This window comes from Marinicella litoralis (genome assembly GCF_002591915.1).
Taxonomy (GTDB): Bacteria; Pseudomonadota; Gammaproteobacteria; order Xanthomonadales; family Marinicellaceae; genus Marinicella; species Marinicella litoralis.
In genome coordinates, this window is sequence record NZ_NIHB01000002.1 from 138890 (window position 1) to 154058 (window position 15169).

11 protein-coding genes are annotated in these 15169 nt (G+C 42.5%); 6 read left to right on the plus strand and 5 right to left on the minus strand.

Going from position 1 to position 15169, the window contains the following annotated elements; genetic code table 11:
- Positions 1–52 precede the first annotated feature (52 nt).
- Both CCS90_RS07165 and CCS90_RS07170 read right to left on the minus strand, forming a co-directional pair.
- Complete coding sequence (locus CCS90_RS07165) at positions 53–709, minus strand: SdpI family protein (protein WP_099018873.1); 657 nt, start codon at positions 707–709, stop codon at positions 53–55.
- Positions 699–989 (minus strand): metalloregulator ArsR/SmtB family transcription factor, encoded by a 291-nt coding sequence (locus tag CCS90_RS07170; RefSeq protein ID WP_099018874.1) that lies wholly within the window; start codon positions 987–989, stop codon positions 699–701. Before CCS90_RS07170 ends, CCS90_RS07165 begins: the two co-directional genes overlap by 11 nt.
- A gap of 78 nt (positions 990–1067) precedes the next feature.
- Here CCS90_RS07170 and CCS90_RS07175 point away from each other — a divergent pair, with 78 nt between their 5' ends.
- From CCS90_RS07175 to CCS90_RS07195, 5 genes are all read left to right on the plus strand, one after another.
- Positions 1068–1361, plus strand: a complete 294-nt coding sequence (locus CCS90_RS07175) for a hypothetical protein (RefSeq protein ID WP_133566543.1) — start codon at positions 1068–1070, stop codon at positions 1359–1361.
- Positions 1362–1536: 175 nt separating this feature from the next.
- Complete coding sequence (locus CCS90_RS07180) at positions 1537–1950, plus strand: 7(1) septoil knot domain-containing protein (protein ID WP_211337072.1); 414 nt, start codon at positions 1537–1539, stop codon at positions 1948–1950.
- An 80-nt stretch (positions 1951–2030) separates the two neighbouring features.
- A complete protein-coding gene (gene acs, locus CCS90_RS07185) occupies positions 2031–3971 on the plus strand; it encodes an acetate--CoA ligase (protein WP_099018876.1) in 1941 nt (646 codons plus the stop codon).
- Between the two features lie 27 nt (positions 3972–3998).
- On the plus strand, positions 3999–4256 hold the full coding sequence (locus tag CCS90_RS07190) for a DUF4212 domain-containing protein (RefSeq protein ID WP_099018877.1): 258 nt from the start codon (positions 3999–4001) through the stop codon (positions 4254–4256).
- A gap of 2 nt (positions 4257–4258) precedes the next feature.
- Entirely contained in the window at positions 4259–5998 is a 1740-nt protein-coding gene (locus CCS90_RS07195; protein ID WP_099018878.1) for a sodium:solute symporter family protein, read from the plus strand.
- A 6-nt stretch (positions 5999–6004) separates the two neighbouring features.
- Here the strand turns inward: CCS90_RS07195 and CCS90_RS07200 are convergent, their stop codons facing one another.
- The 3 genes from CCS90_RS07200 to CCS90_RS07210 form a co-directional block, all read right to left on the minus strand.
- Positions 6005–7381 carry a choice-of-anchor Q domain-containing protein gene (locus CCS90_RS07200; RefSeq protein ID WP_133566544.1) on the minus strand — a complete coding sequence of 459 codons (1377 nt, stop codon included), beginning with the start codon at positions 7379–7381 and terminating at the stop codon, positions 6005–6007.
- A gap of 5 nt (positions 7382–7386) precedes the next feature.
- Complete coding sequence (locus tag CCS90_RS07205) at positions 7387–9315, minus strand: hypothetical protein (protein WP_099018880.1); 1929 nt, start codon at positions 9313–9315, stop codon at positions 7387–7389.
- Between the two features lie 118 nt (positions 9316–9433).
- Positions 9434–11386 carry a winged helix-turn-helix domain-containing protein gene (locus CCS90_RS07210; protein ID WP_099018881.1) on the minus strand — a complete coding sequence of 651 codons (1953 nt, stop codon included), beginning with the start codon at positions 11384–11386 and terminating at the stop codon, positions 9434–9436.
- Positions 11387–11717: 331 nt separating this feature from the next.
- Between CCS90_RS07210 and CCS90_RS07215 the strand changes: the two genes are divergently transcribed.
- On the plus strand, positions 11718–15011 hold the full coding sequence (locus tag CCS90_RS07215) for a WD40/YVTN/BNR-like repeat-containing protein (protein WP_099018882.1): 3294 nt from the start codon (positions 11718–11720) through the stop codon (positions 15009–15011).
- The last annotated feature ends 158 nt before the right edge of the window (positions 15012–15169 follow it).

Consider the following 15169-nt stretch of genomic DNA (forward strand, 5'->3'; position numbering starts at 1 on the left):
AATCAAGGTGCATTCTATCATTTTAACAATTCAATGCAGCAAACGTTTCCCCCTATTCCTCGAAGCCTTCTATCTGCTTATAAATCACCAACGAATAGACAAATGGAACCAATGCAGCAGCAACAAAACCACCTATTAACCATTCAACCGGCCACTGTAAAAACCCACCCAACAAGGCCACAATTCCAGCAAGTACAAAAGTCCAAGAACCCAGTCGATGCGTTTTATACCAAACCACATCAGAGGCCAATGTCCAAGGTGTGCGAATACCCAGAAAAAAATTCTTGGGGACTTTACTTAAATAGTTGCCAACAATGATAAACAGACTCCCAATGCCAACCATCATCCATTGATTCATATCTATGTTTTTATTCATTCCAGCTTCAAAAATTAAAATCATCACACCCAGCATAAAAACTGCCATAATCAACACGATAGTTTCATACACGGATTTGGCTGATTCCAGTTTAAACCCTTTGGGAGCTATTTTTGGTAATAACATCAACACCACAGAAGTGATGGTTGAAATAATGGGCAGCATATAAACGCCCCATGGTTTATTCATATATCCATCAACTTCACCTTCAATGTTCCAATGACTGGGAATTTTTTCAGGCAGTTTTGCCTCGTACCAGAATGCAACTATCCAAGTGACTATCAGTAATAATCCCAAAGCAATCAAGAACTTTTTGTTCGTGTTATTTTTCATCTTCTTTGCTCACAAAAATTTGATTAAATATTAATAACAACTCTTCTACTACACTGAGGTTCAATGTATATATTCGTTGTTGTCCCTGCCTTCTGACTCGTACCAACTCTGCATTTTTTAAAATATTCAAGTGGTGTGACAAAGTCGCACCAGAAAATTCAAAATGACTTTTGATTTCAGCCACTGACATTTCACTGCGTTTCAATATGTTTAATATTTTCCGCCGTTGAATGTCTGCGATTGCAGTGAACATGGATTCGTGTTTTATCGTTTCGTGCATATATTTAGATTATCATCTAAATATCACATTGTCAAATACATTATAATGAATCAATCCAAAAATAAAATAATTCTAGCAATGGACGTCGTCTCAAACTATACAGATTTTCTCAGCGTATTTATGGCTTTGATCATTGTTGGTGTTGCAGTTAAATTGGCTTTAGAAAGTCAAAGCGATAAAACCTATGAAATAGCAGGAAAAAATTATTCCAGACAGAAAGTGCATACAGCTGTCATGTTGGGATTAATGGGACTGGTGATTCAGATTGTGTCAAATTCAATCAAAGCGCTGGATGGAAAATCCTTGTTATTTGATGAAAAAATTTTAGCGGCCTATTTAGTGGCCATATTGGTTATGGCATCAAAAAAATAAACACCTGACTGTAATCATGCTCACAACTTAAGCTAAACCAAATAGAGATAAACATCCATGCTTTAAGCAATAAACAGCCATCGACAGCGTTAAGCATAACAGTTAAAATCATAGGACAAACTAAATTGAACTGACATCAATTCAATAACAGTCAACATAAAAACTGGGAGTAAACATGAACCAAGATTTAAAAATTGCCATTGTCGTCATTGCCATTATTTTACTGGTGGCCATTATAGAAAGCTCACCTTCACAACCATCAACGAGCCTAGATGCAATGATGTCTGGCAACACTTCAGCTGCCACAAAAACCACCACCGATGTGAAAAGCAGCCGTTCCGAAAAATCATGCCATCACAATGGCATCGAATTAAAAGGTTCGGTTCAATTTGTAGATTCATTCCCCGACTTAAAAATCAAATACGTCAGTTCATTTGCCGATATTGATGTGGAATTTGTTTCTTCGTTCCCAAGTAATTGCGGCCAATGGCAAGTTGTGAGTTCATTTCCAGATTTTACCGTACAAGTGGTGGATTCATTTCCAGACATTGAAGTCAAAAAAGTATCTTCTTTTCCTGGGATGAATTAATCCAGAACCTATCAATAATGTAAAACCACATTGAAAATGACAAGACATTCTTTTCATTCAACACAGCCTGAGAACCACTCATGAAAACGCGTTATCCTGTCCATCCAGAATTTGCCACTCATACACTATGTGATAATGATAAATATTTATCTATGTACCAGCAAAGTATCGAAAACAATGAAGCTTTTTGGGGGCTTCATGGTAAACGTTTGGATTGGATCAAACCTTATATCCAGATTAAGGATGTGTCATTTGATCAGCAAGATTTGCACATCAAATGGTTTGCCGACGGTCAATTGAATGTCAGTTATAACTGTATAGATCGACATTTACCCACCAAAGCAGATCAAACTGCCATCATTTGGGAAGGTGACAACCCAGCCGAATCAAAAAACATCAGTTATGCCGAATTGCATCAAGAAGTTGGTCGCTTTGCCAATACATTGAAGAAGCTTGGTGTCATCAAAGGTGATCGGGTGACTTTATACATGCCTATGATTCCCGAAGCGGCTTATGCGATGTTGGCTTGCGCACGTATTGGGGCCATTCATTCTGTGGTGTTCGGTGGCTTCTCACCTGAAGCTTTGGGTGACAGAATCATTAATTGTAAATCTAAACTGGTGATAACAGCTGATCGAGGCGTTCGTGGTGCCAAATCGATTGGCTTAAAGGCCAATGTGGATAAAGCGACAAAAAAAGCAGGCGTCAAAGATTATCTGGAGTCAGTTTTAGTCATTAAGACGGCTGATCACGAAGTGGATTGGTATGACCATGACCACTGGTACCATGAAGTCAGCCAATCTGTTGACACATTCTGTGAGCCAGCGATCATGAATGCCGAAGACCCTTTGTTCATCCTTTACACTTCAGGTTCAACGGGACAGCCCAAAGGCGTGCTACATACATCCGGCGGCTACCTGTTGTATGCATCAATGACCCATGAATATGTATTTGATATCCAACCGGGCGATGTCTATTGGTGCACTGCTGATGTGGGCTGGATCACCGGACACAGTTATGTGGTTTATGGACCATTGGCCAATGGCGGCACCACATTGATGTTTGAAGGGGTTCCTAATTACCCAGATCACAGTCGATTTTGGCAAATTTGTGACAAGCACCAAGTGAATATTTGTTACACCGCACCCACCGCCATTCGAGCCCTGATGAAAGAAGGCGATGAACCGGTAAAATCCACATCAAGAAAATCATTGCGGGTTTTAGGTTCAGTTGGTGAACCGATCAATCCCGAAGCATGGAAATGGTATTACGAAGTGGTTGGCGAAGCGCGTTCACCCATTGTAGACACATGGTGGCAAACTGAAACTGGCGGCATCATGATCAGTCCATTACCTGGCGCCACAGCATTAAAACCCGGTTCTGCGACCAGGCCATTTTTTGGCATCAAACCGGCCCTGCTGGATAACGAAGGCAATGAACTCAATGGCGTGGCTTCCGGCAATCTGGTCATTACCGATTCTTGGCCGGGTCAAATGCGCACAGTTTATGGTGACCATGCAAGATTCTATACCACCTATTTTGCAGCTTTTAAAAATGTCTATACCACAGGTGATGGGGCCAAACGTGATGAAGATGGTTACTACTGGATCACTGGCCGTACCGATGATGTGCTTAATGTTTCAGGACACCGCATGGGAACCGCTGAGGTTGAAAGCGCCTTGGTTGCCCATCCGGCCGTGGCGGAGGCTGCCGTTGTTGGATACCCGCATGACATCAAAGGCCAAGGCATTTATGCTTATGTGACATTGGTCAATGGCATGGCGGAAAGTGAAACGCTCCTTTCAGAGTTGGTTAACTGGGTCAGAAGTGAGATCGGTCCCATTGCCACTCCTGATAAAATTCAATGGGCACCTGGACTGCCTAAGACGCGTTCGGGAAAAATCATGCGACGTATATTGCGTAAAATAGCCGCCAATGAACATAAAAACTTGGGCGACACATCCACTCTGGCAGAACCCGAAGTGGTGGTCAATTTAATCAACAACAGACTCAATAAATAAATCCCATTTAACTTAACGAGAAAAAACATGTCATCAAAATCAAACAACTCCGCCTATTGGCATGCCAACCTTAAACTTATGGGCCTCTTGTTAAGTATTTGGTTTCTGGTTTCATTTGTTTGTGGCATCTTGTTGGTGGATCAACTCAACCAAATTCAATTCGCCGGTTTTAAACTGGGCTTTTGGATGGCTCAACAAGGCTCGTTGTATGTATTTTTATTGCTGATCTGGATTTACACCAAGCGCATGCAAGTCCTCGATAAAAAATTTGGCATGGATGAATGATTATGGATTTAGCCTTGTTAACTAAATTATTTGTCGGTTCTTCATTTGCTTTGTATATTGGCATTGCAATTTGGTCAAAAGCCAAAAACACAGGTGATTTTTATGTCGCTGGCAAAGGTGTACATCCCATTGCCAATGGCATGGCTACTGCAGCAGACTGGATGTCAGCGGCTTCATTCATTTCAATGGCTGGTATCATTGCCTTTGCCGGGTATGACGCCTCAGTCTATTTGATGGGATGGACCGGCGGTTACGTCTTACTCGCCTTATTATTGGCACCTTATTTGCGTAAATTTGGAAAGTTCACTGTACCTGAATTCATTGGTGACCGCTATTATTCTAAAACCGCCAGGATTGTCGCCGTGGTGTGTTTAATCATCATTTCATTCACTTATGTGGCAGGACAAATGCGCGGTGTTGGGATTGTATTTTCCAGATTCTTGGAAGTTGAAATCATCACTGGCTTGCTTATAGGCATGGGAATTGTATTCTTTTATGCGGTATTGGGTGGCATGAAGGGCATAACTTATACCCAAGTGGCCCAATATTGTGTTTTGATATTTGCCTATATGGTTCCGGCTGTTTTTATTGCGATTCAAGCCACTGGCAACCCCATTCCCCAGTTGGCATTTGGTAGTGAGGTGGTTGGAGAAAGCGTACACTTGTTAACCAAACTTGATCAAATCGTCCAAGACCTCGGTTTCACTGCTTACACCGAAGGATCAAAAAGCAGCATTGATGTGTTTTTTATCACTGCAGCACTGATGGTTGGGACTGCTGGCTTACCTCATGTGATTGTTCGGTTTTTTACCGTTCCCAAAGTATCTGATGCCAGAAAATCAGCTTTCTGGGCTTTGTTTTTCATCACCATTTTATACACCACAGCCCCAGTGGTCGGCGCATTGGGTCGAATGAATTTGATTGAAACGATTCAACCAGGTGAAGTGGGCACCGCTTCAGGTAACTTAGAATATGCCAACAAACCCAATTGGTTCACTACATGGGAAAAAACTGGCTTACTGGCATTTGAAGACAAAAATGGCGATGGCCGCATTCAATACTATAATGACAAGAATCCAAACTTCAAACCGACAGCCGACAGTTATGGATGGCAAGGCAATGAATTAACCGTCGATCGTGACATCATGGTTTTGGCCAATCCAGAAATTGCCCAACTACCTGATTGGGTCATTGCGTTGATTGCTGCGGGAGGTATTGCTGCGGCTTTATCCACCGCCGCCGGTTTGTTGTTGGTCATTTCAGCCGCCATATCTCATGATTTAGTCAAAGGGATAATGGTACCAAACATTTCTGAAAAGAAAGAGTTAATGGTTGGTCGTGTGGCAGCAGCTTTTGCCATAATGGTGGCAGGCTATTTAGGTGCCAACCCGCCTGGGTTTGTCGCCCAAGTGGTGGCCTTGGCCTTTGGCTTAGCAGCGTCTTCATTGTTCCCAGCCATCCTGATGGGTATATTCAGCAAAAGAGCCAACAAAGCAGGAGCCATTGCTGGCATGATTGTCGGTATAGTATTTACCTTAGGCTACATCATATATTTCAAAACGCTGCATGTCGAATTCAATAATGCTGACCATTGGTGGTTCGGCATTTCACCTGAAGGCATCGGCACTTTGGGGATGTTGTTGAATTTCCTCGTCGCTTCAGTGGTCAGTAAATTGACGGCCCCGCCACCGGCTGAAATTCAAGCCTTGGTTGAATCAATTCGGATACCAAAGACCGATTGAAACAGTTTAAAGCTCGTTGGATTCCAGGGCAGAAAAATCACTTTTAAATATCAGGTCTGCGACTTCAAAGGCACCAATGTCACATTGGGTATTGATACCACCATGTTGTGGTCTTGACACGCCCCTGATATCCTTCGGTTCACAAGCCGAAGCTGAACCAGAATTAACATCAGCCACATGCCCACTGTCAATCAAAACACTGCCATCCAATGGATATTGCAGCATAAAAAATGAAAACTCAAGTATGTTGAATGAACCATACACGTCACTCAATTCAGGGTCAACTCCTTCTATATTCATAGCCAACTCAGATAAATCACAACTTAAATCACTGCTGACAATATGCGCCGGGTCCAATTCCTCACCAAAGTCTTGAATGCCTTGCATCACACCACAATTGGCATTTTCGTTATGCGACAAGACTGAATTACGCATCGTTAAAACATGGTTGTTGTTACTACTGAACCGCATGCCATATCTGGTGTTTGTGCTTATATTTGAATTATTGATAAATACATTGGCTTGATTGGCGCTTATTCCATCGATGACTGATGATGTTGAGCCGGTCAACTGACCGTTGTCAGCCACCAAAGAGTTCAATACATTGACGGTAGAATCGACCCCGTTGAGGCTTAATGCAGACAGCAAAAACCCATTGTCTTCATTGGTGTAGTTATGATGTACTGAACTTTTTGATAGGGTAAAACTATCACCCACGTGATAAATGCCCGCTCCCCCGGCTCCCAACACAATCGCTGCTGGAATGATGGCCGTGTTGTAACTCACATCCGATGATTCTATCCAAGTTGACTGAGCCGCACTATAAATGCCAGCGCCAAAAGCCGCTTGATTGAAGGCAACATAAGAATGGATTAAATGAAACTCAGTTACCAGCTCCGCCACATAAACACCACCACCACGTCTTTCGTTGACTGCACTGTTTTGGGCATTTCCATGGGTAATTCCGATTCCATAAAATGTAATGTTGCCACCATTTTGTAATTCAAATATGCGGTCATTGAAAGCAAGACCCGCGGTTATTTGTGGTATTTCTGCAAATGAGGTCACAGGGGTTTCAGGATCAACAATTGACAAGGTTAAAGTGTCCCTGATATCCAAATCATTCACCTGTTCACTGTCGACACCTGCATCAACCAAGTTCAATGTGAATATTTCATTTCTCGGCAAGTAAATAACATCATCGGTGGCAAAACGATTGGTTTGCATAATGGCTGCACGCAATGAACAGTGGCCATTGATGTCTTCGCAAAGACCGTCAATGACATCCACATCAATGGTATCCTCAGTGGTATCAACGGTGAATTCCAAAGCCGTGGCCTGTTTGCCTAAAATCAAACAAAAAATAAATACGCTCAGCTTCATGTCATTCACCTGGCCAAAATATTTTCAAAACCATCTATGAAGATGATGTCGTTAACATAGCTTTCATCGGCACCCGCATCATGAAAAGCACCTATACCATGGGCATTTTGTGGGTCATCCCACCCCCTATTTTCTGTATCAATATCCAAGGCATTCAACATCGCAATGTCATCACACAGATCAATGGCTGGTGAAATGGGATTGAGGTGAAAATTCCCACCCAATCGATCAAAAAATTGTGGATCTGCCACCAAAACACCTGAACCACTGAATGAACTGCTTTCATGAGCCAAAATACAGTTGACGAGCAAAGTGCCGCTGACTGGACCAAATAAGTCACCTGACCCTGGGTCATGAACAATTGAATTGAGTAAATTCAATGAAGAATCGGAAGCCACTCCAATATCAAACACCGAGCCTTGCAAACTATTATCTGCCAGGGTTGAATGTCTGATTGTTATTTCTGCACCCAATGAAGCCCTGACCACACTGAAATCTGAAAAACCATCATTACCATCATCACCATTGTCATCGAAAATTGACCCCTCCACTGTCACCTGGGCCGTTTCACCAGTGGCATTTATCGCCGTACCAACGTCTGCGCGATTTTCCTCAAAGTAAACTTGACTGACGGTTAATTGTCCGCCATCAACATAAAAAGCACCGCCCAAACCAGTGTCTGTTCCTGAAGAATTATCTATAATCAAATTACACCGATCCGGTGTCCAACATGTACCCACCCTCCGTTCAATCACCACTACACTGCTGGCATCAATGAATCCACCACCGCCGTCTTCCCTGGCTGAATTACTGGTCATGTACAAACCGTTGGCATAAAAATGGTTGGGATTTGCAGACTGTGCCATAAAAAAACCACCACCATTGCCTGCTAAACCAGCAGAGTTGCCTGATTGGTTGCCAGATAAATGTATCGGTACTTGATTCGAACCCAAACAACTTGAACCATCACACATCCTTTGACCAAACAAAAACAACTCACTACCATTGAATAAGTACGCACCACCTCCATTTGAAGCACTGTTGTTATTGAAAATACCGGAAACGAATGTCAATGCGTCATAGAACAGCTCCGAATACATGGAAACCACACAACCATTGCGCAGGTAAACACCACCGCCCAGATTTCCGTCGTTGTTATTAATCAGGCTCATGCCAGCCAGTACAATACTTGCTGGGCCTTCACAGCTTAATCCACCGCCAATACTGGGAGAATCATTGTCTTGAATAACCACTTCCCGTCCCGTCACGGTGATGGCTCCAGCGCCCGCATTTATATTGACACCAGCACCGGATGGTCCGTTGTTGTTACGAATAACCACACGCAGCATTTGTAAATCAACCGCCGCTAGGTCAACTGAGAGGCCGCCACCAAATTTGGGGAAAACAGAAGTGCCTCCTTCTAAACTTAAATTTTCTAGGCGAATTTGTTGTACGGCATCAGCACCACTGATGTAAATTACTGGCTCCATCAAAGCACTGCCATCAATCAATGCGAAGTGACTAAAGACTTGAAGGTTAATATCGGCATCTGCACAGTCGGCAAAACCACCCCGAAGGGCAATGGATTGATTGTCCAGAATTATATTTTCTTGATAGCTACCATTCGATGCAATCCTGACTTCTGAAGCACCCGATTGAATGGCTGCTTGAATCCCGACCACAGTTGAATCAAAATCACAGGCAGCATCCGCCCCGATGGTGACAAATCCACCTTGCTCAGTTGAGTTGATTGATTGGGAAACTGATTCAAATGCTTGGTACAAAGCCAGATCATGACTGATTCTGCTTTGAACTTTTCCAGATGATGCAAGTAAAACATGAGGACCACATAAACAAAAAAACATAACCCAAGGCTTTGATACTGATTTACACAATCCGCTGAAACATACTGCTGCCAACACATTCGTTTTCATGCCCTCTCCTGATTAAATATTTATTCAATACTTCATCATAGTAAATCAGCAAATAATTACATGATGAATTCATGATGATTGGCTGATGATGGCGTGCAATGCCAATTTGGCTTTTATGTCAATCAGGTGTTGTTAATTCAGTAATGGTAGCTATTTCAGGTTCTAGGTTAAATTGTTTGGCAAAAGCAATGTGCCTTTGACTGGCTTGTTTAACAATGTCAGAAAACTGTTGGGTATTTTTGATGCCATGTAGGGCGGGATCTTGTAAAAAATAATTCGCTGGAAAGAATCCTTGATTCACTGAAGTTTGTAAATATTTAAGGGCCATTTCATCGGCGCCAGCCAAAGCATAAAGTTGCACCAATTTATAGGTCATTTCACCATCGCTGTGATTTTTTTCAATGCGTTGATCAACTATTTTATTGACAAGATTTATGGCATTTGAATAACCTTGCTCAATAACAAATAACAAGGCCTGTGACAGTTGACTGAATAAATCAGGTGATTTTCTACCTACGACCTCATTCAATATGGCTTTGGCCTCTTCAACATGGCCTGATAAATACAGATTCAAGCTTCGATAGTAATCATGGTAGGCATTTCCAGTTACGGCAAGTAAGGCCAGGTGCTCTTTATACCGATTTTGGTACAGCAATGTATTGGGAGCTTGGTTGATGGGTTTTTGACTGAAGAAGAATGGATCCAGCTGTAAAATCCTGTCTATGTACTCACTGGCAAGCTTAAGAAAACCAGCGAACCTTAGCCCATAAACAATACGGTTAATTGCATGAGGGTCATCCCAACTGCCTTCTCGGGCTATCTGATAAGCCTTTTCAACTTGATTTGACTCAACCAAAATGGTATTTATTCCGATGGCCATTGGACTGTATGAATTGGGTGCCAAGCGCTCAACCTTTTCAGCCATCGCTAAGGCTTTTTGGTGGTAATCGATGGAGTCTCCACAAACCCAGACCCGTTTAAAATAATTAGCGAACAATTGATAATAAGCGTAAGCAAATTCATCATCACGTTCGACGGCTTTGAGTAACAATTTTTCAGCTCGTTGCAAGTCCTCGCATTGATCAGCTCGAGACATGTGATGTGCCGCAATAACCAACCGATAAGCTTCAAAATCACTCGTTTCATTGTCACCATTGTCTTTAACAACCACGCCTGGTTTAATGATTTGAATGATGCTTCTTACTGTGACCTTCCGTTGTTTATATAATTCGCTGAGTTCTTGAGCGTTTTTGGGAAATGAAAATGAAAATGCACCCAGTGAAATTGGGGTTAATTGTCCACTGATGTCTTTCTTAAATAAATTTAGATGTAATTTAATTTGTTGCTCAGAGACCGATTCAACAAAGCCTTGGATCATAAAGTTTGATCGGGTGGCTCTTTGTATGGCCCAGACATCATCCAGCTGATCACTCATGCTGACCAAACTGTCAGGGTGAATCACTTTCATATTCAAGTTCAATGCCAATTGATGGGTTAAATAATCAATCAATGACTGTACCAACATCGACAATTCTTCATTACCTGACTCCACATCGATGGGTAACACCGAAACTATTGGATATAAATTTGGTTTTGATTGCGGCGCACCATTCCCAGAAGTATTTAAGTTTGGATTAGCTTGGAAAAAAAACACATTGCCGAAGAATAACACCATGGTAAGCAAGACCGCAGTCAATAAAACTTTTAGAATGTTTTTAACAGATGGTCGTTCAGTAAAAACTGGATGATCCTCGTGGCTTTTTGCCATTTTTTCAATGGGCTCAATGAATTGGTAGCCTTTGCCACGAACCGTTCGAATGTGAGAGTTTTGATGATTTTTATCATCCAAAAGCTTACGCAATTCATAAATAATACGGGTAATGACATGGTCAGTGACTGGTCTCCCATGCCAAATTTCAATTAACAACTCATCTTTGGTAACCACCCGCTCACGGTTTTCAATCAACAACAATAAAGTGTTGAAAACCTGAGGTTCTATTTCAATCTCTTGATTATTTTTAAACAATCGAACTGAAGCAGGATCAAGTTGATACGAACCGAATTTAATCATTGTTATGTATTAATAATCTCAAGTGGGTGGTTACTACAGTCATTATTTTATCGTTTATTCGCAGTCGATGTTGTAGATTATTTTGTTGGCTGTTATTTTTTGATATTCCTGTGTAATTTAAAAAGACAGTATCGATGCGATTAGCAATGACTTAACTCGCTTGAATCCAATGCACTGCATACAAAATGCCTGCATGGTTCTGTCAGACCGTTTTGCTGAGAAATACATGATTCAGTAGGCCGCTTAAAACAATCAATCATGACTTTTGACGGATTGATGAATTACTTTGATATGATAGATTCATTGTCAATAATTTAAAAGAGGAAATTCAATGCGTTATTCTATCAAACTGATGGCCATCAGTGCCGTCTTGGTATTTTCTTGTGGGTTCAGTCAACCTTTGGATGCCAAAGCCAAAGAAAAAGCCGTCCCTCATCCATTGGCTAATATGCCACTGAGAAACATAGGTCCTGCCATGATTTCGGGTCGTATTTCTGATTTTGCATTTCACCCCACCAAAAAACACCAATTTTATGTCGCCACAGCCGCTGGAAACTTGTGGAAAACCACCAACAACACCATCACTTGGGAACCCATTTTTGATGGAGAAGGTTCTTATTCAATTGGCGTGATTGAAATGGATCCAAATAACCCGAATGTTTTGTGGGTGGGTTCAGGAGAAAATAACTCACAACGTTCCGTGTCCTATGGCGATGGTGTTTATAAAACCACTGATGGTGGCAAAAATTGGCACAACATGGGCTTGAAAAATTCTGAACACATTTCTCAAATTTGGATCGACCCAAATGATTCAGACACTGTATTGGTGGCTTCTCAAGGTCCTTTGTGGAGTGATGGTGGTGATCGTGGCCTGTACAAAACAACAGATGGCGGTCAATCATGGGATCGCATATTACACATCGATAAATACACCGGTATCAATGAATTTGTGATTGATCCAGACAATACCGACCACATTGTAGCCAGCAGCTATCAAAGACGCAGGCATGTATGGACCTTGATTAACGGCGGTCCAGGCAGTGGCATCCACAGAACCACTGATGGTGGTAAAACCTGGAATAAAGTCACCAACGGATTACCAAAAGACCACATGGGCAGAATTGGCCTGGCCAATGCCCCCTCTTCACCCCATACTGTCTATGCCATCATCGAAGCCAATGACAAAGAAAAAGGCACCTACCAATCTATAGATTTTGGTCAAACCTGGCACAAACAATCCAGCTATGTGGCAGGCAGCCCTCAATACTACAATGAGTTGATTGTTGATCCGCACAATGAAAACCGGATCTATTCAATGGATACATTCACCCAAGTTTCAGAGGATGCAGGTAAATCCTGGACCAAACTATCGGATAAATTCAGACATGTCGATGACCATGCCTTGTGGATTGACCCAGATAACACTGATCACCTATACATCGGCGGCGACGGTGGGGTATATGAAACCTATGATCGGGGGCAAACTTGGCGACATGTCAGAAATTTACCCTTGGGCCAGTTTTACCGCATACAACCAGACAATGATGAACCTTTTTACAACATCTGTGGCGGCACCCAAGACAATAACACCCTGTGTGCACCTTCGAGGACCACAGTGATTCACGGTGTGACCAACTCTGACTGGCGCATCATACTGGGAGGAGACGGCTATGAACCGCAGTTTGATCCCAATGACCCTAACATCATCTACCCCCAATACCAATATGGTGGTTTGGCTCGTTATGACAAACGCACCATGGAAAGGATTTACATCACACCTCACCCTAAAGAAGGAGAACCTGCTTATAAATGGAATTGGAACACACCTTTGTTGGTCAGCCCTCATATGAGTACACGTTTGTATTACGGAGCTGAAAAATTATTCAGATCAGATGATCGCGGTGATTCATGGGAAATCATCAGTCCAGATTTAACCCAACAAATTGATCGCAATCAATTGAAAGTCATGGACCGCATTTGGAGTGTAGATGCCATCGCTAAAAATGTATCCACTTCCAAATACGGCAGCTTAATTGGCATCACTGAAAGTCCGGTTCAAGCTGATTTATTGATGGTGGGATCAGATGATGGCGTCATCAGTGTTTCAACCAATGGTGGTGAAAACTGGTATTCGGTGAAAAAATTTCCTCAAGTACCCAATATGTCATACATTTCGGACGTGTTATTTTCCAATCATGATGCCAATGTCGCCTATGCCACCATTGACAACCACAAACGAGGTGACTATAAACCTTATGTTTTGAAGTCAACAGATCAAGGCAAGTCATGGAAACAAATCTCTAGTAACTTACCTGATCGTGGGTCTGTTCACACCATAGTTGAAGATCACGTTGATGCTAATTTGTTATTCGTCGGTACAGAGTTTGGTGTGTTTTTCACCCAAAATGGTGGCGGAACCTGGCATGAGTTGACACAATTACCAACCACCGCAGTGCGCGACTTGGAAATTCAACAACGTGAGAATGATTTAGTCATAGGTACTTTTGGTCGTGGGGTATACATCCTTGATGACTACACTCCGCTGAGAAGCTCAGTCAAACAGCTGAATAACAACACCGCAACGGTATTTCCCATCAAAGACAGTTGGTTATATATAGAAGGCGATTTGTTTGATGACCGCGAAAAAGGTTCCTCAGGCAGTGAGTTTTATACCGCCAACAACCCTGCCCTGGGTGCCACCTTTGCCTATTACCTAAAAGATGGGTTCAAATCATTACAAAAACAACGCCGTGCTGCTGAAATTAAGATTGAAAAAGAAGGCGGAGACACGCCCTACCCAAGTTGGGAGGCATTGCGTGCCGAAGACAATGAAGAGGCACCCTCGGTGTTCTTCTTGGTTGAAGATGACAAAGGCAACGTGGTCAGTCGGGTTCCAGCCAAAAACAGTAAAGGTTTCCACCAAGTTCAGTGGGACATGCGTTATCCAGCACCTGATCCAGTCAGCTTAAAGAAAGCCAAGTGGATTCCTTATTGGGCCAGTGAACCGATGGGGCCTTTGGCAAAACCAGGCACCTACCAAGCCACATTGATGAAACGCCAAGGAGGCGAATTGGTGGCTTTGAGTGATGCCCATGCTTTCAACTTGAAATCGATGGCCAACAGTCCAGAAATCAGTAAAAACCCTGAAGCCGTGCTGGCATTCAAACAACAACTGGCCGAATTACAACGATCAGTGAATGGTGCCAACAAAAAATTGAGCGAAATGAATAACCGCATCAAACACTTGATCAAAGCCATTGATTTAACACCTATGGAGAATGAAGCTGCAGCACAAGAAATTCGTGAATTATCAACACGATTAATTGCGCTGAATGTTAAGTTCAGGGGTGATTCAACCATTGCTTCCAGACAAGAAGCGGTGCCTTGGTCCATTTCACAACGTGTGGGTAACTTATATGGCGGTTTAATTGAATCCCAAGCTGACATCCCAGGCAATTACCAAGAGTCAATGAAAGTGGCCTTATCAAGTTACTCGTCAGCTTTGAAAGAGCTACACATGATTGAGGCGGACTTATCCGCATTCGAGGCCGAAGCCGAAGCCAATGGCGCACCATGGACACCCGGTAGACTGCCTTCTTTAGGAATTAACTCAAACAACCTCTAAATAGCTATCCAATGCACCCAGCTTACTTTATGTTTGCTGGGTGCTTTTTGTTATTAATCCATTGAAGTACAGCCTTTGACAAAATTGGCTGTGTTTATCTGGTTGCACGAATTGTTTGGCAGTCAAGTGACTGGAGTATTGATGAAAAAGGAACCCAC

What these genes read in the sequence shown, in the direction of transcription:
- CCS90_RS07180 (WP_211337072.1), top strand. Translation starts at nt 1,537, where the DNA reads ATGAACCAAGATTTAAAAATTGCCATTGTCGTCATTGCCATTATTTTA.
- CCS90_RS07200 (WP_133566544.1), bottom strand. Translation starts at nt 7,381, where the DNA reads ATGAAGCTGAGCGTATTTATTTTTTGTTTGATTTTAGGCAAACAGGCC.
- CCS90_RS07205 (WP_099018880.1), bottom strand. Translation starts at nt 9,315, where the DNA reads ATGAAAACGAATGTGTTGGCAGCAGTATGTTTCAGCGGATTGTGTAAA.
- CCS90_RS07165 (WP_099018873.1), bottom strand. Translation starts at nt 709, where the DNA reads ATGAAAAATAACACGAACAAAAAGTTCTTGATTGCTTTGGGATTATTA.
- CCS90_RS07170 (WP_099018874.1), bottom strand. Translation starts at nt 989, where the DNA reads ATGCACGAAACGATAAAACACGAATCCATGTTCACTGCAATCGCAGAC.
- CCS90_RS07190 (WP_099018877.1), top strand. Translation starts at nt 3,999, where the DNA reads ATGTCATCAAAATCAAACAACTCCGCCTATTGGCATGCCAACCTTAAA.
- CCS90_RS07210 (WP_099018881.1), bottom strand. Translation starts at nt 11,386, where the DNA reads ATGATTAAATTCGGTTCGTATCAACTTGATCCTGCTTCAGTTCGATTG.
- CCS90_RS07175 (WP_133566543.1), top strand. Translation starts at nt 1,068, where the DNA reads ATGGACGTCGTCTCAAACTATACAGATTTTCTCAGCGTATTTATGGCT.
- CCS90_RS07195 (WP_099018878.1), top strand. Translation starts at nt 4,259, where the DNA reads ATGGATTTAGCCTTGTTAACTAAATTATTTGTCGGTTCTTCATTTGCT.
- acs (WP_099018876.1), top strand. Translation starts at nt 2,031, where the DNA reads ATGAAAACGCGTTATCCTGTCCATCCAGAATTTGCCACTCATACACTA.
- CCS90_RS07215 (WP_099018882.1), top strand. Translation starts at nt 11,718, where the DNA reads ATGCGTTATTCTATCAAACTGATGGCCATCAGTGCCGTCTTGGTATTT.